The organism is Thermodesulfovibrio sp. Kuro-1 (assembly GCF_006538445.1).
Classification (GTDB): domain Bacteria; phylum Nitrospirota; class Thermodesulfovibrionia; order Thermodesulfovibrionales; family Thermodesulfovibrionaceae; genus Thermodesulfovibrio; species Thermodesulfovibrio yellowstonii.
This window is the reverse complement of the sequence record NZ_BJKS01000001.1, coordinates 313,821-337,427: the sequence shown is the minus strand read 5'-3', so window position 1 is coordinate 337,427 and position 23,607 is coordinate 313,821. Positions and strand designations below refer to the sequence as shown.

Annotated in this window: 24 protein-coding genes and 1 riboswitch; of the genes, 12 read left to right on the top strand and 12 right to left on the bottom strand. The window is 33.0% G+C overall.

Annotated elements, in window-relative coordinates:
* Nucleotides 1-126 precede the first annotated feature (126 nt).
* From FLY87_RS01730 to qmoC, 3 genes are read left to right on the top strand one after another with little or no spacing between them, the layout of a single operon-like run.
* Nucleotides 127-1,374 (top strand): CoB--CoM heterodisulfide reductase iron-sulfur subunit A family protein, encoded by a 1,248-nt coding sequence (locus FLY87_RS01730; RefSeq protein WP_012546111.1) that lies wholly within the window; start codon nt 127-129, stop codon nt 1,372-1,374.
* Between the two features lie 2 nt (nt 1,375-1,376).
* Entirely contained in the window at nt 1,377-3,611 is a 2,235-nt protein-coding gene (locus tag FLY87_RS01725; RefSeq protein ID WP_028842325.1) for an FAD-dependent oxidoreductase, read from the top strand.
* An 11-nt stretch (nt 3,612-3,622) separates the two neighbouring features.
* On the top strand, nt 3,623-4,771 hold the full coding sequence (qmoC, locus tag FLY87_RS01720; protein WP_141266167.1) for a quinone-interacting membrane-bound oxidoreductase complex subunit QmoC: 1,149 nt from the start codon (nt 3,623-3,625) through the stop codon (nt 4,769-4,771).
* Nucleotides 4,772-4,806: 35 nt separating this feature from the next.
* Here the strand turns inward: qmoC and FLY87_RS01715 are convergent, their stop codons facing one another.
* From FLY87_RS01715 to FLY87_RS01695, 5 genes are all read right to left on the bottom strand, one after another.
* A complete protein-coding gene (locus tag FLY87_RS01715; RefSeq protein ID WP_169720698.1) occupies nt 4,807-5,991 on the bottom strand; it encodes a pitrilysin family protein in 1,185 nt (394 codons plus the stop codon).
* A gap of 56 nt (nt 5,992-6,047) precedes the next feature.
* A complete protein-coding gene (pnp, locus tag FLY87_RS01710; protein WP_012545734.1) occupies nt 6,048-8,180 on the bottom strand; it encodes a polyribonucleotide nucleotidyltransferase in 2,133 nt (710 codons plus the stop codon).
* A gap of 20 nt (nt 8,181-8,200) precedes the next feature.
* Nucleotides 8,201-8,470: a 30S ribosomal protein S15 gene (gene rpsO, locus FLY87_RS01705; protein WP_012546801.1), complete on the bottom strand. Its 270-nt coding sequence runs from the start codon at nt 8,468-8,470 to the stop codon at nt 8,201-8,203.
* A gap of 69 nt (nt 8,471-8,539) precedes the next feature.
* The gene (locus FLY87_RS01700; protein WP_012546036.1) at nt 8,540-10,567 is read right to left on the bottom strand and encodes an ATP-binding protein; all 2,028 of its coding nucleotides are present in this window, start codon (nt 10,565-10,567) and stop codon (nt 8,540-8,542) included.
* Nucleotides 10,557-11,696 (bottom strand): DNA repair exonuclease, encoded by a 1,140-nt coding sequence (locus FLY87_RS01695; RefSeq protein ID WP_012545188.1) that lies wholly within the window; start codon nt 11,694-11,696, stop codon nt 10,557-10,559. The genes FLY87_RS01700 and FLY87_RS01695 overlap by 11 nt, the downstream gene beginning before the upstream one ends.
* A 96-nt stretch (nt 11,697-11,792) precedes the next feature.
* Here FLY87_RS01695 and FLY87_RS01690 point away from each other — a divergent pair, with 96 nt between their 5' ends.
* Nucleotides 11,793-12,065, top strand: a complete 273-nt coding sequence (locus FLY87_RS01690; RefSeq protein WP_012546355.1) for an HU family DNA-binding protein — start codon at nt 11,793-11,795, stop codon at nt 12,063-12,065.
* 187 nt (nt 12,066-12,252) lie between these two features.
* Nucleotides 12,253-13,284 (top strand): small ribosomal subunit Rsm22 family protein, encoded by a 1,032-nt coding sequence (locus tag FLY87_RS01685; protein WP_164924870.1) that lies wholly within the window; start codon nt 12,253-12,255, stop codon nt 13,282-13,284.
* A gap of 35 nt (nt 13,285-13,319) precedes the next feature.
* Here the strand turns inward: FLY87_RS01685 and FLY87_RS01680 are convergent, their stop codons facing one another.
* Nucleotides 13,320-13,607 carry a GYD domain-containing protein gene (locus tag FLY87_RS01680; RefSeq protein WP_012546546.1) on the bottom strand — a complete coding sequence of 96 codons (288 nt, stop codon included), beginning with the start codon at nt 13,605-13,607 and terminating at the stop codon, nt 13,320-13,322.
* Between the two features lie 63 nt (nt 13,608-13,670).
* Here FLY87_RS01680 and cutA point away from each other — a divergent pair, with 63 nt between their 5' ends.
* Genes cutA through FLY87_RS01665 form a run of 3 tightly spaced genes read left to right on the top strand, consistent with a single transcriptional unit; the run spans nt 13,671 to nt 14,485 of the window.
* The gene (cutA, locus tag FLY87_RS01675; protein ID WP_012545706.1) at nt 13,671-13,985 is read left to right on the top strand and encodes a divalent-cation tolerance protein CutA; all 315 of its coding nucleotides are present in this window, start codon (nt 13,671-13,673) and stop codon (nt 13,983-13,985) included.
* Entirely contained in the window at nt 13,982-14,287 is a 306-nt protein-coding gene (locus FLY87_RS01670; RefSeq protein WP_012545893.1) for a hypothetical protein, read from the top strand. The genes cutA and FLY87_RS01670 overlap by 4 nt, the downstream gene beginning before the upstream one ends.
* A gap of 15 nt (nt 14,288-14,302) precedes the next feature.
* A complete protein-coding gene (locus FLY87_RS01665; RefSeq protein WP_012544915.1) occupies nt 14,303-14,485 on the top strand; it encodes a DUF6800 family protein in 183 nt (60 codons plus the stop codon).
* Here the strand turns inward: FLY87_RS01665 and hisD are convergent.
* Entirely contained in the window at nt 14,478-15,749 is a 1,272-nt protein-coding gene (gene hisD / locus FLY87_RS01660; RefSeq protein WP_012546313.1) for a histidinol dehydrogenase, read from the bottom strand. The two genes, FLY87_RS01665 and hisD, sit on opposite strands and share 8 nt — an antisense overlap.
* Before the next feature lie 55 nt (nt 15,750-15,804).
* Between hisD and FLY87_RS01655 the strand changes: the two genes are divergently transcribed.
* From FLY87_RS01655 to FLY87_RS01645, 3 genes are read left to right on the top strand one after another with little or no spacing between them, the layout of a single operon-like run.
* Nucleotides 15,805-17,595: a KUP/HAK/KT family potassium transporter gene (locus FLY87_RS01655; protein ID WP_012545274.1), complete on the top strand. Its 1,791-nt coding sequence runs from the start codon at nt 15,805-15,807 to the stop codon at nt 17,593-17,595.
* A 59-nt stretch (nt 17,596-17,654) separates the two neighbouring features.
* Entirely contained in the window at nt 17,655-19,172 is a 1,518-nt protein-coding gene (locus tag FLY87_RS01650; RefSeq protein WP_141266166.1) for a glycosyltransferase family 39 protein, read from the top strand.
* Nucleotides 19,150-19,749: a phosphatase PAP2 family protein gene (locus FLY87_RS01645; protein ID WP_141266165.1), complete on the top strand. Its 600-nt coding sequence runs from the start codon at nt 19,150-19,152 to the stop codon at nt 19,747-19,749. Before FLY87_RS01650 ends, FLY87_RS01645 begins: the two co-directional genes overlap by 23 nt.
* Here FLY87_RS01645 and tatA read toward each other — a convergent pair.
* The 5 genes from tatA to FLY87_RS01620 all read right to left on the bottom strand — a co-directional run bounded on the left by tatA (nt 19,746) and on the right by FLY87_RS01620 (nt 22,512).
* Complete coding sequence (tatA, locus tag FLY87_RS01640) at nt 19,746-19,940, bottom strand: twin-arginine translocase TatA/TatE family subunit (protein WP_012546776.1); 195 nt, start codon at nt 19,938-19,940, stop codon at nt 19,746-19,748. The two genes, FLY87_RS01645 and tatA, sit on opposite strands and share 4 nt — an antisense overlap.
* A 102-nt stretch (nt 19,941-20,042) precedes the next feature.
* Nucleotides 20,043-20,468, bottom strand: coding sequence for a universal stress protein (locus tag FLY87_RS01635; protein WP_012544986.1), 426 nt, complete (start codon nt 20,466-20,468; stop codon nt 20,043-20,045).
* 2 nt (nt 20,469-20,470) lie between these two features.
* Nucleotides 20,471-21,631, bottom strand: coding sequence for a cation:proton antiporter (locus FLY87_RS01630; protein ID WP_028842317.1), 1,161 nt, complete (start codon nt 21,629-21,631; stop codon nt 20,471-20,473).
* A 32-nt stretch (nt 21,632-21,663) separates the two neighbouring features.
* Nucleotides 21,664-21,733, bottom strand: a riboswitch (Fluoride riboswitch).
* Between the two features lie 33 nt (nt 21,734-21,766).
* Nucleotides 21,767-22,171 carry a HEPN domain-containing protein gene (locus tag FLY87_RS01625; protein WP_141266164.1) on the bottom strand — a complete coding sequence of 135 codons (405 nt, stop codon included), beginning with the start codon at nt 22,169-22,171 and terminating at the stop codon, nt 21,767-21,769.
* Nucleotides 22,156-22,512, bottom strand: a complete 357-nt coding sequence (locus FLY87_RS01620) for a nucleotidyltransferase domain-containing protein (protein WP_141266163.1) — start codon at nt 22,510-22,512, stop codon at nt 22,156-22,158. Before FLY87_RS01620 ends, FLY87_RS01625 begins: the two co-directional genes overlap by 16 nt.
* A gap of 131 nt (nt 22,513-22,643) precedes the next feature.
* On the opposite strand from FLY87_RS01620, the gene FLY87_RS01615 reads away from it, so the two are divergent.
* Entirely contained in the window at nt 22,644-23,600 is a 957-nt protein-coding gene (locus FLY87_RS01615) for an inorganic phosphate transporter (protein ID WP_012546725.1), read from the top strand.
* Nucleotides 23,601-23,607 lie beyond the last annotated feature (7 nt).

Genomic DNA, 23,607 nt, shown 5'->3' with positions numbered 1-23,607 from the left:
AGGGAGGGGGATTTCCCCTCCCTTTAATTTTAAACAATTGAAAACACATGATAATAAAAATTCGTAATGCAGTTAAAACTGTATTACGAATTTTTATGTTTAAGAATCAAATAAAGGAGGCTGAGTATGAGTGCTGAAACAAATCGCATCTTGGTAATTGGTGGCGGGTTCAGTGGTTTAACTGCTGGCATAGAGGCTGCCGAGACAGGTGCTGAAGTTATTATAGTTGAAAAAAATCCTTATCTCGGCGGAAGAGTTGCCCAGTTAAATAAGTATTTCCCGAAAATATGCCCACCATTATGCGGACTTGAGATTAATTTCCGTCGTATCAAAGTAAATCCTTCAGTTACATTTTATACAATGGCTGAAGTAGAATCTATTTCTGGTAACCCTGGTGACTATACTGTAAAAATTAAACTTAATCCAAGATATGTGAATGAAAACTGTACAGCATGTAATGCATGTGCAGAAGTCTGTCCTGTTGAAAAAGATAGTGATTTTAATTTTGGTTTAAACAAAACAAAGGCTATCTATCTTCCTTTTGAACAATCATTTCCTTTAAGATATGTTGTTGATAGAACAGCTTGTCCAAAAGATTGTCCTGCTCCATGTGTTGAAGCCTGCAAATATAATGCTATTGATTTAAATATGCAACCTGAAACAATAGAAGTTAAGGTTGATTCTATTGTTGTTGCTACAGGCTGGAAACCCTATGATGCTACAAAGATAGATAATCTTAATTTTGGAAAGGTTAAAAATGTAATAACAAATATGATGCTTGAAAGACTTGCATCTAAAAATGGACCTACTGGAGGACAAATTTTAAGACCTTCTGATGGAAAACCTGTTGAAAAAATAGCCTTTGTTCAGTGTGCTGGTAGTAGAGATGAAAATCATCTGCCTTTCTGTTCCTATATCTGTTGTCTTGCCTCTTTAAAACATACTCTTTATATTAAAGAGCAGAATCCTGACGCAGAGGTGAATATCTTTTATATTGACATAAGAACACCTGGTAGATATGAGAAATTTTTCAATCAGGTTAAAGAACAATCTGGGGTTAATTTGATTAAAGGTAAGGTGGCTGCAGTTGAACAGGATAAGGATTCAGATGATGTTATTGTAACTGCAGAAGATATGCTGAATGGAGAAAAGATAAGAAAGAAAGTAGATATGGTAGTTCTTGCCACAGGGATGCAGCCAGAGGGCATTGAAATAAAAGTTCCGGGGCTTAAATATGCAATAGATGGCTTTGTGGTTGATGCTGAAGGTATATACTCTGCAGGTTGTGCAAAAGCTCCAATGGATGTGGCAGGTTGTGGAAAGGATGCAACATCTGCTGCCCTCAAGGCAATTCAGACTGGAGTAAGGAGGTAATTATGGAAAAGAAAATAGGTCTATATATCTGCAAAGGCTGTGGTATAGGAGAAGCAGTTGATGTTGAAAAAATTCAAAACATAGGTAAAAATGCTTTGAGAGTTCCTGTTGTACAGGTACATGATGTTTTTTGTAGCCGTGAAGGTATTGATTTAATAAAAAAAGATATTGCTGAGCAGGGTGTAAACTCCATAGTAATTGCTGGCTGTTCTCCAAGAGTTAAAACTTATGAGTTTAGTTTCCCCGGTTGTTTTGTTGAGAGAGTTCCATTAAGAGAGCTTGCTGTATGGACAATTGAAGTTCCAGAAGAAAAACAGCTTGCCGCTGAAGATTATATCAAAATGGGAGTTATTAAAGCTCAAAAAGGAGAAATTCCAGAGCCTTATATTATTGAGACTGTTAAATCAATACTCGTTGTTGGCGGCGGAATTTCTGGGATGACAGCTGCTACAGAGGCAGCAAAAGCAGGATATGATGTTGTTCTTGTTGAGAAGGAGTCTGAACTTGGCGGATTTGCAAGAAAACTTTACAAAAGAGTGCCAACTGATGATTATACAAAAGGAGTTCTTGGTGACGTCAATCTTGAGCCGCTTATAAATGAAGTTACATCAAATCCAAAAATTAAGGTTTATACCTCCTCAAAGATTGAAAAGATTGATGGGCAACCAGGAGATTTTGATGTAACAATATCTAAAAATGGCTCCACTGAAACTATAAAAATAGGTGCAATAATTCAGGCAACTGGATGGAAGCCATACGATGCTAAGAAACTTACAAAGAAATATGGATATGGTAAATTCAAGGATGTGGTAACAAACTTTGAGTTTGAAGAACTTGCAAAGAAGAATAAAGGAGTAATTAAGAGACCCTCTGATGAAAGAGTGGTTAAAACAGTTTTATTTGTTCAGTGTGCTGGGCAGAGGGATCCTGAGCATATTCCTTACTGTTCAGGAATGTGTTGCGCAACAACTCTTAAGCAGGCAAGATATGTAACAGATGGTAATTCAGATGCTACAGCAATGGTTATTTACAAGGATATAAGAACACCTGGAAAACTTGAATATTACTATAAGGAAGCTCAGAACACTCCAGGAGTCATGCTTGCAAAAGGAGAGGTTACAGGGATAAGAGAAGAATACGACAAATTAGTGGTTACTGTAGAGGATTCTCTTCTTGGAGATAAAGCAGAAATAGAAGCAGAGATGGTTGTTCTTGCAACAGGAATGGTTCCAACAACAAAAGAGCCACAGGATTATCTCATAGGACTTGCAGAGGCAGCTGCGAAAGGAGATGAAGCAAAGGCAAAATACATTGAAACAACTAAAAAGCCAGAGTTTATTCTTAACTTGGGATATCGCCAAGGTCCTGAACTTCCTTTTTTGGAAGGAGGATTTGGCTTTGTTGATTCCAACTTTATCTGTTTCCAATATGAAACCCGCAGAACAGGTATATATGCAGTTGGACCAGTTCGTCAACCTATGAATATGACTGAGGCACAGGAAGATGCAAAGGGTGCTGCATTGAAGGCAATTCAGTGTGTGGAGCATGTCGCAAAGGGAATAGCAGTTCATCCAAGAGCTTGGGATACTTCATTCCCTGAGCCAAATCTTACAAAGTGCACAGCCTGTAAGCGTTGTACAGAAGAGTGCCCATTTGGTGCAATTGATGAGGATGAAAAAGGTGTTCCATTTTACAAGCCTAATAGATGCCGTAGATGCGGAACATGTATGGGTGCATGCCCAGAGAGAATCGTTTCCTTTAAAGACTATAGTGTTGACATGATTGGAACAATGCTAAAGAATGTTTCAGTTCCAAGCGAGGATGATAGACCTCGTATTATAGTGCTTTGTTGCGAAAATGACGCATTCCCAGCAACAGAGACAGCAGCGCTTCATAGACTTAAGCTTGATCCTGCATTAAGATTTATTCAGCTTAGATGTCTTGGTTCTATGAATCTTGTCTGGATCGCAGACGCTTTATCAAAAGGAGTTGATGGAATGCTCCTTCTTGGATGTAAGTTCGGTGAAAATTATCAATGTCATTTTGCTAAAGGAAGCGAGCTTGCAAAATACAGACTTGGTAAGGTTCAGGAAACTCTTGATAGGCTTCAGCTTGAATCAGACAGAGTGCAGATGTATGAAGTGGCAATTGATGAGTACTGGAGAATTCCATCAATAATAGATGAGTTTATGGAGAAAATCAGACAAATCGGTCCAAATCCATTTAAGGGCTTCTAAGGAGGGAAGACATGGACAAACCAGTAAAACCAGATTTGAATTTTGCAAAAGAGATTATAAAAGCAGGCGGAGAGTCATTGAAAAAATGTTATCAATGCTCTACTTGCACTGTCGTATGCCCGCTTTCACCTGACAAAGCACCTTTTCCCAGAAAAGAGATGCTTTATGCCCAATGGGGAATTAAAGAGAAGCTTTTCCAGAATCCTGATATATGGCTATGCCACCACTGTGGAGACTGTACTGCATACTGTCCCAGAGGAGCAAAACCTGGTGAAGTTTTAGGTGCTGTTAGAAAATTGATGATACAAAACTATTCGCCACCGAGCTTTCTTGCTAAATGGGTATCAGACCCAAAATATCTACTTCTTATATTTCTGATTCCGCTTTTACTTTTTCTTGGAGAGATGGCTATTCTTGGATACTTTAGTGGAACTGAGATTCCCAGGGGTGAGAATGGTGAGATTTCTTACGTAGCATTTTTGCCTGCTGTTCCATGGATAGATGTTCCATTTATGGCATTAGCAGCATTTGCAATAATCTGTTTCTACAATGGAGTTAAACGATACTGGCTTGATCTTGCATCTGTAGCAGAGGTTAAACGTAAGGATATATATGGCTGTATATATGAAACTATAAAAGACGTATTGTTGCACAAAAAATTTCAACTCTGCGGTGTAAATAAAGGTAGATATACAGCTCACATTCTTGTTCTTTATGCTTTTATCGGACTGGCGATAACAACAGGTATAGCTGCTTTCTATGAATGGGTTCTGAGATGGGAGTCTCCATATCCACAAACAAATATTGTAAAAATTATAGGCAATATTAGCGGAATAGCTCTTATTATTGGAATGTTTCTGGTTATCGTCAACAGAAGTAAAAATGCTGTAAAACAGGGTATGGGAAGCTATTTTGACTGGTTATTGATTACTATAATTGCAGGAGTAGGAGTTACAGGATTTCTTGCAGAAATTTTGAGACTTGCTGAAGCGGAAACTCTTGGATATGCATCCTACATTGCTCATCTTGTATTTGTATTTGCTCTCTTTGCATATGCTCCTCATTCAAAGATGGCTCATATGGTTTACAGAGCTACAGCAATGGTTTTTGCAAAGGCTTCTTTAAGAGAAGAAGCTATTAAACAAGGAGAAGCTGCTTAATTGATTTAAAGTAGGGGCGGGGTTATCCGCCCTTTTTATTTTTCAATGTAAATTTCTTTTTCACTTATAGGACCAAGAATTGTTATTGAGAAATTTTTCTCCTTTAAAATGGAAGCTATATTTTTCAGTTCTTTAAATGAGACTGTTTCAATTTGTTTTATTTGCTGTTCAATGCTGTAAGACTCTTCAAGATACAATTCCTGATATGCTAAATTATGCATAATAGAGCTTGGTGATTCAGAAGAAAAAAGAATTTGAGATATAACTTGAGTTTTTGCTCTATCCATTTCTTCTTTTTTTAAGTTTTCAGGAATCTGTTTTAGTATTTTAAAGATTGTTTCAATTATTTTATTTATTTTCTTACGGTCACAAGCTGTATAAATACCAAATACACCTGCATCATAATAGAATGAAGTAAAAGAATAAATATTGTAGACCCACCCTTGTTTTTCTCTTATTTCCTGAAATAGTCTTGAACTAACACTTCCGCCAATAATGCAGTTAAGTAGGGTTAAAGCATGCCTGTAAGGACTTTTAAAGGGGAAAGTATCAAATCCTATGCACAGATGAATTTCATTTAAATCCTTCTCATGCACCTTAAGACAAGAAGAGAAATTTGGATTATTAATTACTGGAGATTTATTAGAAGTTTTAGCTGTAATATTTTTTTCAAGACATTCAATTATTTTTTTTTCTTCAAAATTTCCAGCACAGCTTATTATACAGTTGTTTATTCCATAGAAATTGTTATAACAGTCAATGATATCTTTTCTGGTTATTTCTGATACTGTGGACTCTTTACCAAGAATTGGTTGTCCTAAGCCATCAGGAAATGAGTTTTCCATAAAAAGATCATGAATCAATTCATCAGGAGTATCATTTATTGTTCTGATTTCATCAAGTATAACTGAACGTTCTTTTTCTATTTCCTGTTCAGGAAATAGAGGGTTTGAATAAATGTCTCCAATTAGTTCTATAGCTTTGCATATAGATGAATCAAGGACTTTTATATATAGCGCTGTAAATTCTCTTGATGTAAAAGCATTTATATCTCCACCCATGCTGTCAATTTCAAAAGATATGTCCCGAGCATTTCTCTTTGAAGTTCCCTGAAAGAAGAGATGTTCTATAAAATGTGATAATCCATTTTTTGAAGAACTTTCATGCCTGGCTCCATGCTTTATCCATATACCAAGAACAAAAGACCTGTAATAATTCATTTTATTCATTATTACAGGGAGGTTTGAGGAAAGATAAGTTTTTTTTATCATCAGAATTATGTTTTTGTGGCAGTTCTGTTTTCTATTTCTCGGAGTGCTTCTTTTCTACTGAGACGAACTCTTCCGAGTTCATCAATTTCAATTACTTTAACAGGAATTTGTTCTCCTGTTTTTAATACCTCTGATACTTTTTGAATCCTTTTATCAGCAATTTGGGATATATGTAGTAATCCTTCAACTCCTGGCATGATTTCAACAAATGCCCCGAAGTCTACTATTCTTGTTACCTTACCCATATAGATTCTTCCGAGTTCAGCTTCTTGAGTGATTCCTTTGATAATTTCAATTGCTTTTTGTGCAGCAGATTCATTAGAAGAAGCTATCTTAACAATTCCTTCTTTGTCTTCAATATCTATTTTAACTCCTGTTTCTTCTATAATTCCTTTAATTACCTTACCACCTGTCCCAATAATATCTCTAATTTTTTCAGGTTTAACCTGTATTTTGTATATTCTTGGAGCATATAAAGAAAGCTCTTTTTTAGGTTCAGAAATAGTTTCAGCCATTTTTTTAAGTATGAATAATCTTGCCTGTTTTGCTTGTTTAAGAGCTTTTTTAAATATTTCATAACTGATTCCAGAGATTTTTACATCCATCTGGAAGGCTGTTATACCTTTTTCAGTTCCTGCTACTTTGAAATCCATGTCACCATAATGGTCTTCCATTCCGAGAATATCAGTAAGCACAACAGTTTTGTCTCCCTCTTTGATAAGCCCCATCGCAACTCCTGCAACAGGTGCTTTTATAGGAACTCCAGCGTCCATGAGAGAAAGAGTTGCTCCGCATACAGTTGCCATTGATGATGAACCATTTGATTCAAGAATATCTGATACAACTCTTATTGTATATGGGAATTCATCCTTAGAAGGAATTACATAGCTCAATGCTCTTTCTGCAAGATAACCATGCCCAATTTCTCTTCTTCCTGGTGCCCGTAAAGGTTTAACTTCTCCAACACTGAAAGGTAAAAAGTTGTAATGTAGCATAAAGGTTTTAAATATTTCTCCTTCAAGAGAATCAACTTTTTGTTCATCTTCTGATGTACCAAGAGTAGTTGCAACAAGAGCTTGAGTTTCTCCTCTTGTGAATAAAGCAGAACCATGAACTCTTGGCAAGATTCCAATCATGCATGTAATAGGTCTTATTTCATCGGACTTTCTGCCGTCCGCTCTTATCCCTTTTTTTACAATTGACTCACGCATAAATTTTTTGATTACTTTATCAAAAGCATTAGTGATTTCTAATGATATATCTTTGTCAAAATTACCATATAATTTCTGCCGAAACTCTTCTGTATTTAAGTTCTGCAGACATTCATTAAGGAGTTCATCAAGGGCTTGTTGCCTTTCAACTTTTTTGGGAAGAAACAAGGCATTTTCAATTTTTCCTCCAATGATATTTAAGATTGCTTTTTGAATCTCTTCATCTCCATTAAGTGAAATAATTTCTCTTTTTGGTTTGCCTGATAATTGTTGAAGTTTTTTTTGCAGGGCTATTATTTTTTTTATATGAGTATGAGCAAATTTCAAGGCTTCTACAAGAGTCTCTTCAGAGCATTCTGCAGCTCCTCCTTCAACCATGGTTACTGCTTCTTCTGTACCTGCAACTACTAAATTAAGGATGCTTTTTTCAGCTTCGTCATTGTCAGGATTTAAAATGAATTCTTCTTCAACCATTCCAACTCTTACAGCTGCAACAGGTCCATTAAATGGAATATCAGATATGGTTAAAGCAGATGAAATCCCGATTATACTTAAAATATCAGCAATATTTTCATCTCCATAGGAAAGAACAGATGCTATTCCTTGAGTTTCATAGTTGAATCCGTCAGGGAAAAGAGGTCTTACAGGTCTGTCAATTAAACGGGAAACCAGAATCTCTCTATCAGTTGGTTTACCCTCTCTTTTAAAAAAACCTCCAGGTATTTTACCTGCTGAGTAAGCTTTTTCCTGATAATCAATTGTCAGCGGAACAAAATCTAATCCTTCTTTAGGTGTTTTTTCTGCAACCACAGTGCATAATACATATGTGTCTCCATATTTTGCTAAAACAGAGCCATTTGTTTGCTTTGCAAAAATGCCTGTTTGTAAAACAAGTTTTTTCCCTTTAATTTCAAGTTCTACTTCCACATTCTACCTCTTTTCCAGATTTATTTTCTGATACTAAGTCTTTCAATGAGTTTGCCATATCGTTCCTTATCAATTTTTTTAAGATAATTTAAAAGCTTTCTTCTTTGAGCGACTAATTTAATGAGTCCTCTTCTTGAATGATGATCTTTTTTGTGAGTTTTAAAATGTTCGGTTAAATAATTAATTCTTTCAGTCATCAAAGCAATCTGTACTTCAGGAGAGCCTGTATCAGAAGAATGCATTTTAAAACTTTCAATAATCTCTTTTTTTCTTTCAGGAGATATTCCCATTATTTTCACCACCTTTCTTAACAGGATTGATTTTAAAAATTAACATAAAATTAAGAATTTAGTAAAGTTTTAAGCCTCATTACTGACTGAAATTAGGCAGAAAAAGCCTTTCAATTCTTCAATGAGTTTTAATCTATTTTGATGACAACTTAGAATAATAACCTGATTTGAATTTGCAATCTCCTGTATTAAATATTTCATGCCTTTAAAAAATCTTTCATCATCTGAATGTGCAAATGGTTCATCCAGTATAAAAGGAATTTTCATGCCTTTGCTCAGGATGTCAGCAAGAATTAGTCTTACAGTAAGGTATATTTGTTCTGTTATACCGCCGCTGAGCTTGTTTTCAATTTCTTTTTCAGGTAAGGGATATTCAATTTCTGGAACTTTTATATTAAAAGAGAGGTCTTTGCCAAAAGAGATATGTACTGTTTTGTCTGTTATATTACTTAAAAGTTTTGAAGCTTTTTCATTTAATTTTTGAGACCAAAGTTCATGATGTTTTTTTGTAATGTTTTCCAGTACTTCAAAAGACTTTTGCAAAGCTTCTTTAAATTTTTCCAGAATTTCCAAGTTTTTTACAGCAACTTGTATATGGTCAGTTATTTTTTCTATTTCTTTTCTATGCTGTATAATTTTGTCATAATCTGCTTGTAATTTATGGATTTTATCGTTTATTTGTTCTTTAAGGTTGAGAAGTTTTTCTTTTTTTTGTTCATAGTCTTCAATATTTAAATTATTAAATTCTTTATTTCTGGAAATAATTTTTGATTCATAGAAATCTATTTCCTTTTCTGAAAGGAGAAGTTTTTTTAGCTCTTCAATTTTTCTGGAATTTTCAATAAATTCTTTAATTTCATTTTTATGTGTACTCACTTTTTTAAAAAGACTGAAGAATTCATTTTTGCTATTTATAGGAGCAGTAAAATTAGAAATTATGTAGTCTATTTTTTTAGAAATCTCGTCATGTTTTAAGTTTAAAGTTTTTATATCATGGTTTAATTTTTTATTTTCACTATTAAGTTTAAGTTGATAAAAAAAGGCAAAAAGGCAAAAAATAACTCCAATATAGAATATGTTATCTATAAAAATTCCTCCCAGAATACTGGAAATAACTGTCAGAATATTTATCAAAGATAGTTTTTTCAATAATTTTTTTATTTTCTTTTTTTTCTCTTCTTTTAACATTAAATCTTCCTGTAAGGACTGTATTTCATTTTCATAAAGAATTATAAATCGTTGTTCCTCAGGCTTTAGATTTTCAAAATTTTTGTAAAACTCAACCATGCCTTCAAATTCTTTTAATTCATCATTTCTTTTTTCAAGAATTTGGATTTCTCTCAAGTAAAAATTATTTTGTTGAATTTTCCATGTAGCATAATCACTGTCAAGTTTTATAATTTCATGATTTATATTTTCAAATTCGGAAAGTGATTCAATATAATTTTTAATAATTTCAGTTTGTTCCTCTACTAAATTTTGTAGATATGCTTTTTTCTCTTCATATTCAGTAAGTTTTTCTTTCCATATTTTTATTGCTGTATCCAACTTCCCTTTTGTATTAAAAGGAAATATCGCACCGCTGTGAATGTTATCATAAAGTGCTTCTTTTATTTTCGTTAAAGCTGAAGATGCTGATGTATCCTGAAAACCTGTATCAATAGCCTGTTCTAAAAAAGAAGTGACCGAATAGAGTTCTTTGGTATTTATTCCTGCTTTTTGAGCTAAATAAGAACTGTTAATAAAAATTTCTTTTGGAATGTTAAAAATAATTTCTCCAGGTAATTTTTTGATTATTCTTCCTTTAGTTTTAGTTTCATGTTTTATAGGATTCCCATTTTTAAATATCTGGTATCCCCTATAATTTCTTGTAATCTGAAAAAATTCATTGTCTGATTCAATTTCCAATGTAATTTTTCCATTGTTTAAAGGTATTAAAGGCTGTTTTGATGGATAAAGAGCTTCCAGTATAGATTTTGCGAGAACGGATTTACCAGCCTCATTTTTGTCAATTATCAGACTGCAAGAATGTTCAAAAATGAATTCTTTGTTTTTATAAGGTCCTATATTTTCTATTAATATTCTTTTAATTTTCATCATAAAATCTTGGTATTATCTGTTTACCAGCAAAAGCATCAAGCCCATAAATTAAAGCATCTTCAAGAATTTGTTTTTCTCTATTGTCTGCATTCTCAATAAGTTTGAGCATTTCATTAATAAATGCCCCAACGGTTGTTTCTGGTGAAGTTTCTTTTAATTTTTCAATATCAAATTTTGTAAACTCAGAAGTATCAAACAGAATCTTATATTCAGAAAAAAGCTCTTTTAAATGAATTATGCTCAAATCACCCATACCTTTGAGCTTTAAAATAAAAAGTGTATCGTCAGGATTACTGCTCTCAGAGATTTCCGAAGATATTATGTTTTTAATTTTTTCAATACCTTGAGATGTTGAAATCTCAATTTTTTTTATAGAAAAATCACTTAATTCAACGAATTCTATTTCAATAGTCGCTTTGCTGTCCTTTTTTGAAACTTCAACAATCAACCCACCTCTTTTACCATATTCAGATATTGAAGCTGGTACCATACTGCCTGGGTAGGCTGATTTTATTATTGAACCATCAGAAATTTCTGAATAATTATGATAATGTCCAAGAGCAACATAATCAAAATTAGATTTTAGGATGTCATTATCTTCAAAGGGATGCCAGATTTCTTTGCCTTGAGGAGAAAATTTAATTCTTGATGCATGAATAACTGCTATATTAATTTTAAATGGATTAATATTGAGAATTTTATCAAAAGCCTGGGTTTCTCTATTTAAACATGGTTTGCCATAAATTTTTACATCGCCAAATGAAAAAAGAGAGAATTCTGGTTTTTTAAAAATTTTTACATTTTCTTTCCATGCTTTAAGTTTTAGTATGTTAAGAAATCTTTCATCATAAGCACAGTTAAAACCTAAAAAATCATGATTTCCAGGTGAAATAATTACAGGTCTTGGATAAATTAATTCAAAAATCTCATTTAAGAACTCTATGTCTTCCCTGTAAATTTTATCATTTTCAAAAAAATCTCCTGCAATTATCATAGCATCAAGATTGTTGTCTCTAATAATATTAATTGTCTTTAATAGTGCTTTTTTGCAGTATTTAAGCCTATCTATACCTTTGATTTTTAAACCTAAATGAAGGTCTGAGATATGTAAAAATTTAAATTTCATTATTTTATTATAAAAAAATACTTGACATTATACGAAAAATTTGGTATTGTTTACATCAAATCCTTAATTTATCAATAAAAAAAGGAGGTATTAGGTATGACAAAGGCAGAATTGGTAAGCAAGATTGCAAGCAAAGCAGAGCTTACAAAGGCAGAGGCAGCAAAGGCACTGGATGCCACAATTGAAGCTGTTAAGGAAGCTCTCAAGAAAGGTGACAAGGTTACGCTTGTAGGGTTTGGGAGTTTTTATGTTTCAAAGAGAAAGGCGAGAAAGGGAAGAAATCCAAGAACTGGACAGGAAATTAAAATCCCTGCAACAAAAGTTCCCAAGTTTACAGCAGGAAAATCTTTAAAAGAAGCAGTAAAGTAATTTTTGAAAATTTATTTTAGGGGGAGTTTTCTCCCCCTAAATATTTTTAAAAGTGCAAGATTTACCTGAATTTCTTTTAAAACTGATTTTTAAGGACAAAACTCCCACAAAACAACAATTAAAAAATCTAATTTTAAAGGCTTCTGATCTTTTTACTTTTTTAGATTCTAAAAGACCTGAAGATTATATGAAAAATCAAGATTTTCTCAGAGGTTATCTCGCATATTTTGTGCCTGTTAATTTGGCAAAAATATATAGCCTTTTAAAGGAGCTTTTCAGACATCCCTTAATTTCCTCAAATAAAGACCTCAAAATAGTTGATATAGGCTGTGGTCCTTCTCCTGCAATTTTGCCAGTTTTTAAGCTCTTTGAAGAAGGAATAATTTCCTTAAGCTATGTTAGATATATAGGAGTTGAATTAGAAGAAAGGGCTATACAGTTTGGAAGAGAAATTATTGAAAGATTTAAACCTAAAAATTTGTCTATTAATTACGAATTTTTAAAAGCTGATGCAGCAGATGTAAAAACATATATTGAATTGAAAGAATTAAGACCTGACATAATGATTTTTTCAAATTCTTTGGGAGAAATATTTGATAACAAAGGACTTAGACAGGAAGATTTTATAAAATTTATAAAATATTTTACTTATCATAACGAAAGATTTAGTTTAATTATTATAGAGCCAGGAACAAAAAAATCAGCCTCAAGGCTTCACGGGCTAAGAGATAGTTTGATTAGAGAACTACACCTTTATCCATACAGTCCCTGTATTAATAACTTTCCATGTCCAGCACTTAAGGCTAACAATTGGTGCTACGAAGAAAGAAAATGGATTCCACCTGAATATCTATCTTTTTTAAGTGCAATAGGATTACAAATCAATTATCTTAAGTTCAGTTATGTGATATTAAGAAAGGATGGATTGAATATAAAAGATACTTTTCCTGAGGATGATATAGTTATAAAAAACACTTCTCACCTTCTTAAAGAAAAAGGCAAAAGCAGACTGTGGGGATGTTGGGATGGAAAACTTATTGATATTGAAAAACTAAAAAGAGATTATATTGAAGAAGATAAATGGCTCAAAATTAAAAAAGGCTGTTATTTTTCTTTTGATAATTTTATTACTCTTTCAGAAAAAAAAGTTCGTATTCCTATTTCTGGCTTAGTCAAAATTCTTTATTGTCCTGAAATTGTGTCTTTTATTTCTTTATAAATAAAACGCTCAATTGGTTCTGATTTATAAAATTTTTATTGTTTTAAATTTTTAATCAATTCCTCCACCTCAATTGCAGGCATTGTCATTAGTTGAACAGTGCCTCTTGAACCGAGTTGTACAGACATTTTCATCACTGTAATATTATCTGGAGCCTCTACGATATTTACAAAATCATATGGACCAAGAACAGCGTATTGTTGAATAATTTTAACTCCCATTTTTTCAATTTCTTTGTTGACTTCAAGAATTCTTTCAGGCTTTTCTTTTAATGTTTCTCTCCCTTCATCTGTAAGTGTACTTAAAATAACATAGTAAGGCATACAACACCTCCTGTAGTTTTTTCAATTATACCAATTTTTTTGTAAATTTTTTATAATTAAATTATGGATTACATAGTAGTATTGATAACCGCACCTAATGAAGATGAGGCGGTAAAAATATCAAAAATTCTTGTTGAAGAAAAACTTGCAGCTTGTGTAAATATTCTAAAAGATATTCGTTCAATTTATTTTTGGCAAGGTAAAATTGAAGATGAACAAGAAGTGTTGATGATTGTAAAAACAAAGTCAGAGCTTTTTGAAGAACTTGAAAAAAAGGTAAAATCACTTCATTCATATACTGTGCCAGAAATTATCGGAATAAAAATAAAAAAAGGTTCTGAAAGCTATTTAAATTGGATTAGCGAAGTTACAAAATGAAAGAAGAGGCTTACACTTCTTTAATTTGCAAAAAATTCTGTAATTACTATAAGCCCAATAAAGAAACAGAGTTGTGCGGAGGATATTTTTATCTCCGAAAATATATAACATCTCGTGAGTTATATGGAATAATTAAAATATTTCATTTAAATAATGAAAAATTGGCAAACCACGGTTTGTCCTTTATATGTGATAAATGCGATTTTAGAGAAGATGGATGTGATTTTTTTATAAATAAAAGCGAGGTTCCGTGTGGAGGATATTTAATAATCAGCAGACTATTTGATTATCTAAATATCTAAACGCAGGAGGTTGTTATGTCAAGAAGACTTGTTGACAGAGAACTAAGAAAAAGAAGACTTCGCAGAGAAAAATTAAGAAAGCTCAGAGAAAAATTCAAAGTTGCAAAGAATGAGGAAGAAAAGAAACAAATTTTTGAAAAAGTGTCAAAAATTGCTCCATCTGTAAAAATTGAAGAATTTATCGCATCTGTTAAGTAGTTTTTCTTACTTTTACTGTATTAGCATGTGCGTGCAGCCCTTCAAGGGTTGCAAGCACTTCAACATAAGGAGCAAGCTTATTGAACCCGTTTTCTCCCACTTTAATTAAAGAACTTTTCTTTACAAAATCATAAACACCAAGAGGTGAGAAAAATCTTGCAGTTCCTGAAGTAGGTAGTGTGTGATTTGGACCAGCTACATAGTCTCCTATTGGCTCTGGTGTAAATTGCCCTAAAAATATTGCTCCTGCATTTTTAAGAAGCGGCAGAAGCTTTTCAGGATTTTCAGTCATAACTTCAAGATGTTCTGGTGCTATTGTATTTGCAATATTGCAGGCTTCTTGTAAGGATTTTACAATAATTATCGCGCCGAAATTTTTGAGTGATTCTTTTGCTATGGATGCTTTAGGAAGTTTTTTAAGTTGTCTTGTAATCTCTTTTTTTACTGAGTTAACTAATTGTTCAGAATTTGTTACAAGAATGCTACATGCCATTTCATCATGCTCAGCCTGACTAAGCATGTCAGCAGCAACGAAAGCAGGATTTGCTGAATTATCAGCGATAATGAGAATTTCACTCGGACCTGCTATCATATCTATATCAACTTCTCCAAAGACAAGCTTTTTTGCTGTTGCCACATAGATATTACCAGGTCCTACAATTTTATCAACTTTTTTTATTGTTTCTGTTCCATAAGCCATAGCTGCGATTGCTTGAGCACCACCTATTCTGTAAACCTCTTTTATTCCAAGAATACTTAAAGCAGCGCAGACTATTGGATTAAGTTCTCCATTTGGAGTTGGAACGCATACTGCTATTTCTTTTACTCCTGCGACTTGAGCAGGAATAATGTTCATAAGCACTGTTGAAGGGTAGGATGCCTTTCCTCCAGGAACATAAGCCCCAACTCTCTCTAATGGTCTTATTATTTGTCCAAGAATAATATCTCCTTCCTGATACTGCCATGATTTTTCAAGCTGTTTTTCATGAAATTTACGGATTCTTTCCTCTGCAAAAATGAGAGCATTAAAGACGTCTTTTGATATATCTTTAGCTTTTTTTTCTATCTCTTTTTTACCGATCTTAAGAGGAAGGCTATGCTTATCAAATAGTTTTGTATATCTGGCTAATGCTTTATCTCCACTTTTTTTTATGTCATTTAAAATTTTTCTTACACTATCTTCAATTTTAGGTTCAGAAAATGACCTTTTTTGCAATTTTTTGACAAATTTTTCAAATATTTTTTTGTCTTTTATAATTTGCATAAGAGATTATACAAGGATTTGCTAAAAAATTACTACTGATATATAATAAACCTTCATGAGTGGAGTGATTAAAGCACTCGGACTTGTTTTCGGAGACATTGGTACAAGCCCTATTTATACTCTAACAGTTGCTTTCTTAATACTTGAGCCAACTTATGAAAATGTTTTAGGCGTTCTATCTCTCATATTTTGGACCCTTATCATACTTCCTACAATACAATATAACTTCCTTGCCATGAATCTAAGTATAAGGGGTGAGGGTGGCACAATAGTTCTCTCTGAGATATTTAAATCTCTTTCAAAATCAAATAAAACAAAAGCCTTTGTTACCTTTTTAGCTCTTATTGGAGTTTCTTTTTTAATAGGCGATGGGGTTATAACACCTGCGATAAGCATCTTAAGTGCTGTTGAAGGAACTGCTTTTATTCCAGGACTTGAAGGAATTTCGCAGGCTTCCATGGTGTTCATTGCAATTATAATTGCCTTTACTTTATTTCTCTTTCAGAAAAAAGGGACGGAAAAGGTCTCTTCAGCTTTTGGTCCAATTATGTGTATCTGGTTTTTATCTATTTTAGTCATAGGAATTCATTCAGTCTTTTTAAATCCTCAGGTTTTAAAGGCAATAAACCCCTATTATGCAGTAGAGTTTCTCATGCACAACGGATGGAAAGGCTATCTTGTGCTTGGAGAGATTATTCTCTGTGCAACAGGCGCTGAGGCAATGTACGCTGATATGGGACATCTCGGTGCAAAACCAATAAGAAAGGCATGGGCAATGGTATTTTTTGCTCTTTTTATAAACTATTTTGGGCAGGGTGCTTTTCTTTTAAAAAATCCGCAGGTTAAAAATATACTCTTTGAGATGGCTTTTAATTTTTCATCTTTTCTTTATGTGCCATTTTTAATTTTAAGTCTCTTAGCTACAGTTATCGCGTCCCAAGCAATGATAAGTGGAATGTTTTCAGTTGTCTATCAGGCTATAACAACAAGAATAATGCCAATGTTAAAAATTGACTACACTTCAAAGGAGCTTAAGTCCCAGATATATATTGGAAGTGTCAACTGGTTTTTACTTTTAGCGGTTATTTTAATAATGATTGATTTTGGTAGCTCTTCAAATCTTGCAGCAGCTTACGGACTCGCGGTTACAGGAAATATGTGCATAACAGGATTGCTTCTGGTTTCAATCTTTTTTCTAAAAAGAAATTATTATGCTATGCTGGCAAGTATTTTCATAATTTTTGTTGACTTTGTTTATTTCAGTTCCTGTTTATATAAAATTCCACATGGTGGATACTGGTCAATTATTCTTGCATTATTTCCTTTTTTAACGATGTTTATTTATATGCGAGGGCAGAAAAGACTTTACAGATTTATGATGTTTATGCCTTTAGATGATTTTATTCTTAAGTTTGAGAGAGTTTATGAAACAAATCCAAAGATACCAGGCACAGCGATTTTTTTCATCAGAGATAAAAATAAAATCTCTCCCTATATAGTTGAAACAATGTTTTATCATGGAATAATTTATGAAGATAATATATTTTTATCAATTGTAATAAGACCCGATCCTTTCGGAGTAACAGGATACTTTAAAGAAAATCTCTGTAAAGGCGTTAGAGTTTTTGAGATTCAGATGGGATATATGGAAGTTGTAAATATTGAAGAGATATTGAGAGAAAACGGGATAGATGAGAGAGCGATATTTTATGGGCTTGAAGAGATTATTGCAAGAGGTCATTGGAAGATTTTTGCTTTTTTAAAGAGAGTAACTCCTACATTTATAAGCTTTTTTAGACTCCCTTCACGAAAGCTTCATGGAGTTTTAACAAGAGTTGAAATGTAGAAATGTATGCAAAATGAACAAATTGAAGTAAGGCGATATGAAGTTTTATACTTGAAAATATGATAAGAAATCTTATTATTCTTATAGCTCTATTTATAGCTCTCTTTAGACTTGGCTCTGTAACACTTTTTGATGTTGATGAAGCAGTATTTGCAGAAGCAACTAAGGAGATGTTACAAAGTGGTAATTGGATAACGCCAACTTATAATGATGAACCACGATATGATAAGCCAATACTTTTTTACTGGTTAATGTCGCTCTCTTATAAAATCTTTGGAATAAACGAATTTTCAGCCAGATTTCCCTCTGCTTTGGCTGGATTTATTCTTTGTTTAAGCATTTTTATATTCTTAAATATTTTAAACCGAAAGCGTGAAGCCATCTATGTAGTTTTATGTTTTGCCTTTTCACTTTATTATTTAGTTTACACTCATGCAGCAGTTACAGATATGGCTCTTGCATTGTTTATTAGTTTATCTCTTTTTTCTTTTTATTTGGCAATATACAAGAACCAGAAATATATCTACGGCTTTTATATTTTTTCTGCTCTTGCTTTCCTAACCAAGGGATTAATTGGAATAGTTTTTCCTTTTTCAATTGCTGGAATTTACATTATTTTTATGGAAGGAATAAATGGTATAAAGCGAATTTTTAATTTTAAGGCTTTTATAGTTTTTCTTTTAATCTCCCTTCCGTGGTATGTTACCCAAATAGCAATAAATGGACAGGATTTTATTCAGCAGTTTTTTATAAAACATCATTTTATGAGATATACAGGAGTTATTTCAGGGCATAAAGGACCATTTTATTATTTTATCCCTGTTTTGATAATAGGACTTTTCCCTTGGATATCCTTTTTATCTCAGGGATTGAGAAATATTAGAAAGGATAATTTGAGGTTTTTTTCATTAATCTGGTTTTCATTTATCCTCATATTTTTCTCTTTTTCAACAACAAAGCTTCCAAACTATATTTTACCTGCTATCCCGGCAGTCTCAATTTTAATCTCTTCTGGAATGGCTGAGTTTAGAGAAAAACCCTCCTCTGTTCCGTTGATTATCATCGGATTTTTATCTATTTTGTTTGCTGCTGCATTTTTAATCGGAGTCAATAAGATAAGACTATATCTACCCGATTTTGATATTACATGGTTGTATGTAATTACTATTGTAATGCTTTTATTTGCAGTGGTTAGCTTTTATGGCATTTTAAAAAGAAAAAACATATTTTTATCTATGGCTTGTTTGACATTTGTATTTCTTATGATAATCTCTTTAAAAATAATCCCCTATGTAAATAAAACTCTACAAGAAAGTCTTTACAGATGCAGCCTTTATGTAAAAGAAAATTTAAAAGATAGAATAGTTTTTACATATAAAATCAACAAACCAAGCATTGTTTTCTATTCAGATAGAAAAATTCCCAAGATTGATAGCGAAGAAGAGTTACTTAATAGGATTCAAAAAAATGATAAAATAATGATTATTACCTCTGTTAAAGATTTAAGTTTTTTAAAAGACAGAGGCTTAAAGATTTTGTGGGAGGGAGAAGGGTATGCAGTTCTTGAAAAACTATAAAAAGATTTTTTTTGTTATTTTTTTAATCTTATTGTTTATCTTATTCTTTGATAAAAAAATTATGTTTTTTATAAAAGATTTTCAATCAACTTACCCAGCTATTCATTCTTTCTTTGAGATTTTAGATGCAGGAATGAAATTCTTCTATTATGGCATATTTGTGGCTACAGTGATTTTTACAATTTATGGTTTAATTACTAAAAAGGATTTTGGTAAATCTCTTGCAGTAGGGATGGTTCTTACAGGTATATTTATCCAGATTAAGCATATTTTTGGCAGGGCAAGACCTTCAGCCTCAGTTGATGGTTTCTTTAACGGACCTTCTTTTGGCTATACTTACTCTTCTTTTCCCTCAGGGCATACTACTTTTGCATTTATGGTTGCAACGGTCTTATCAAATTACTATCCAAGATGGAGTATCATTTTTTATATTCTGGCAGGTTGGGTTGGATTTGAAAGAGTTGAGGACTTTGCTCATTTCCCCTCTGATGTGATAGCAGGAACTGTTTTAGGAATAATTATAGGTAAGCTGGTATTACTTAAATTTTATTCAAAGCAAAAGCAAGGTAATGTTTAACTTTGTTTCTTATGTTCAATTTTTAAAGTTTCGTCCATATCTTTATTTGAATTTGACTCTGAGTCTGATACTGCTTTTTTGAATCCTCTTATAGCTTCTCCCAGTCCTTTACCAATTTCAGGTAGCTTTGATGAACCAAAAAGAACAATTATAATTATTGAAAAAAGAAATAAATCTTGATAACTAAGCATCTTATGCCCCCTTTAGATTTAAATCTAATTAACAATATACAACACTAATATTTAAGTTTTCAATATTTTTTGATATTGAACTTAAAAATTAAAAATACTGTGCTATTTCACAATCACCACAGGACATGTAGCGTATGTAGCAACTCTACGGGATACTGAACCAAGCAACCATCTTTCAATCTTTGACATACCTCTTTGCCCCATTATTATCATATCAAAGCCATTTTCTGAGGCGTATCTTACAATCTGGTCAGCTGGATGTCCTACTGCAATATCAGTTTTTACTTCTACTGAATGTGCTTTTGCTATTGGCAATATTTTTTCAAACTCTCTTTTGTAGTATTCAGTGGCGCTATCAATAACTGCTTTAGTTTCTACTATCTCGCCATGTTCTGGCGGCTGTGCTACAGAAAGAAGAAGGATTTCTTTATCCTTTGAAGCAAACTCATCTACGAGGCTTAAAGCAAAATTAAAAGCTTTCACAGATTCCTCAGAGCCGTCAAAGGCAACTAAAATTTTTTTAAGCATATTTAGCCCTCCTTTTTTGTCTTAGGTAAAAGATATTTTGGTAGATAAAAGGCATTTGCTATAATTGTTGGAATAACAGCACTACCAATTACTGCTGCAATTAAAAGTGAATACTGATTCTGGTCAATTATTCCGTGGGTTAAGCCAAAGAGTGCTGAGATTGAGCCAAAGGTAAGACCTGTTGACATAAGAAGAGTTGTATACATTCCTTCTTTATGTCTGAATTTAAATAGTTTAGTCACAGGATAAACTCCAGCAATTTTAGTAATCATTTTTCCACTTAATAATACCAAAAGAGCTATAGGTGCAGCAATAATTGAAGGAATTGAAACAAAATATCCAGCCCTTAAGAAATAAATTGGAGTTAAAAAACCTATTGTAAGAGTTCTAAGCCTTCTTATAAGTTGGCTATCCTTACCAACAGTTCCAGCTAAAACCATACCGATAATATAGGCTGGAAGCACTGCTTCACTACCAGACCACAGTGCAAGAGCACCGATACCAAAGAGAATAAATAGTAGGTACTTTGTTTCAAACTCTGAAGGTTTATTTCCGAATTTTTTAAATATTTTCGGAGTAATAAAGGGAACTAAAATAGCAACTACTATCATCACAGCCATAAAAATAAGAGAATTAGTGGTAAATGGAGAGAAAATTAGTCCCAGTGCTATTACTGTTCCAAGATCATTGACAAAACAAGCTGCAAGAATGACTTTTCCAAATTCTGTTTTATTAAGTCCAAGTTCAAGCATAACTGCATAAACTACTGCTACAGAAGTTGTAGAAAGAGCCACTCCTGTAAGCCAGCTTGCTTTTGCACTCCAGCCAAGAATATAGTGAGCAACTGCTGTGCATCCAAGAAAAGGAGCAATAAAGGCGATTAAACCAATTCCCATTGTCTCTTTCCAGCGAGACTTTAATACATCGGGCTCAAGCTCTGCTCCAGCTAAAAATGTAAGCATTATAGCTCCAACAGAGGCAATAAATTTAATCCAGAGGTCATTTTCTCCAATTGATATTCTTGTTCCAGCAATAGCAAGACTTGCAATTGCTCCAACTGCTATTTCAGTTAAAGCTGTGGCTAAACGGAGCTTTGTTGCAATGATTGTAGAAATCAAAGCAAGTAAAAACCAAAAAGATGCTTGAAGAAGGATCTCCAACATAATACGCCTCCTTTTCAGGGTATAACTCTACCTTTAAGGTAGGAGTTATCAGCCCCTGAAAATCAGAGGCACTTACAGGCGAACTCCATCGCCTTTTTTAAAATAAAAAATTTTGAGTTAATCTGTCAATGATAATTAAATTTTTATGATATTCTTAGCTTTTTCTAAGAATTCTCTGGCTAAAACTATTGCTTCTTTTGAATCTTCGCGATCAAAAGGAATTTCTGGATAGTAATCAGCCTCCTCTCTCATTTTTCTAAGTCTTCCAATTACTTTCCCTATTTTTGTGTCAAAATCACCAGTTTTTATATAGTATAATCCAAACATTCTTTCAACCCCTTCATGGGTCTTTGGATCAACACATTTAATAAGTAGAAGTGCTTTTGCGGCATGATAAACTGTATAGTAAGCTGACACAATACTCTTATAGTAAAACTCTTTTTCTTGTAAAATATTAGCTGCTTTTAATTCTTCTTCAGCTCTTTTGAGCTCATCCTTAGCTCTTATTAAAGCCTCTTTCTTACTTATTCTCTCAACCATAGTGTAATCCCGTCTTTTTTTATTTCTCTGAATAAACTTCTCTCTTTAAGTTCTTTCTCATTTATAAATAAAGCAGATGCTAAAACATTATACTTAAGCTCAAGTTCAGAAATGAAATCAAAAATTTCATATTTTTCTTGCTTATTAAGGGGTTTTTCTGTGATGAAAAGAAGGTCAATGTCTGATTCTTCAGTAAAATCACCTCTTGCCTTTGAACCGTAAAGAATGATTTTTTTTATTAGGGGATATGATACCCTTATTTTTTCAATAAGTTCATTTAAAAACCTTTCTTCAAAATAGTGTAAATGTCTAAGTTTGTTATTTCTTTTTAGCACCTTCATATCAAATTATAGCATAAAAGAAAAATGTAAATTTTCAAATATATTTTGATGTAACAATAGTCACTAAAATTTTACTTGACATTTTATTTATAATATGTAACAATAGTTACATTAAAATGGGAGGTGAATATATGGAGACTTTTTACATTGTAGGGATGATTATTGCTGGATTGTTTTTTGGATGGACCATTGGTTCCCATTATACTGGTGCAGTGATGGGAACAGCTTATGGAGCAAAAATATTTGATATCAGAACTGCCACACTAATAATGGCAGTATGTGCTTTGTTGGGCGCCACGCTTCAGAGCCATGAGGTTATTAAAACTGTTGGTGCAGGAATTATTCCTATTGAGTATCTTACGCCTTTCAGAGCAATGATCATGATGCTTAATGCAGCGCTCGTTACTGCTGTTAACACATGGCTTAAGCTGCCTATATCAACAGCTCAATTAGCCTGTTTTTCAATTGTTGGAGTTGGTCTTGCAATAGATGCTCCAGTCGCATGGGAAAAAACAATGCTTCCTCTTGCTATTACATGGGTTGGAACTCCACTGGTTGGATGTCTCTTAGGTTTTATTTTTACTAAAACAGTGGGAGCAGTTAAGAAAGCAGAAAAAATAAAAAGAGCTGTTCTTATACTTGCTTGCTGTTATGCCTCTTTTACATTGGGAGCTAACAACAGCGGATTGGCTGTAAGTGTCCTTTATGGAAGCGGAACTGTGAAATCTCTTTTATTAGCTGGTTTCATAGGAGGAGTTGTTGTTGCAATAGGTGCTTTAACTTGGGGTAGACCCTTACTTGAAAAAGTAGGGCTTCATATTGTTCAGCTTGAGATAAACAGTGCCATAGGAGCACAGTTTGGACAGGCAACAACAGCTTATATTGCAGCGCTACTTGGTTATCCTACATCAATGAATCAGGCAATTGTGGGAGCAATTGGTGGTGCAGGGCTTGCAAGAGGAGTAAAATACATTCAGCTTAAAGTTGTAAAGGAGATTGTAATAAACTGGTTTGTCTCTCTGATTGTTTCAGGATTCACTGCATATTTTCTATACAAAATTTTTTCATGGCTATTAGGAGCCAAATAAAATAGGA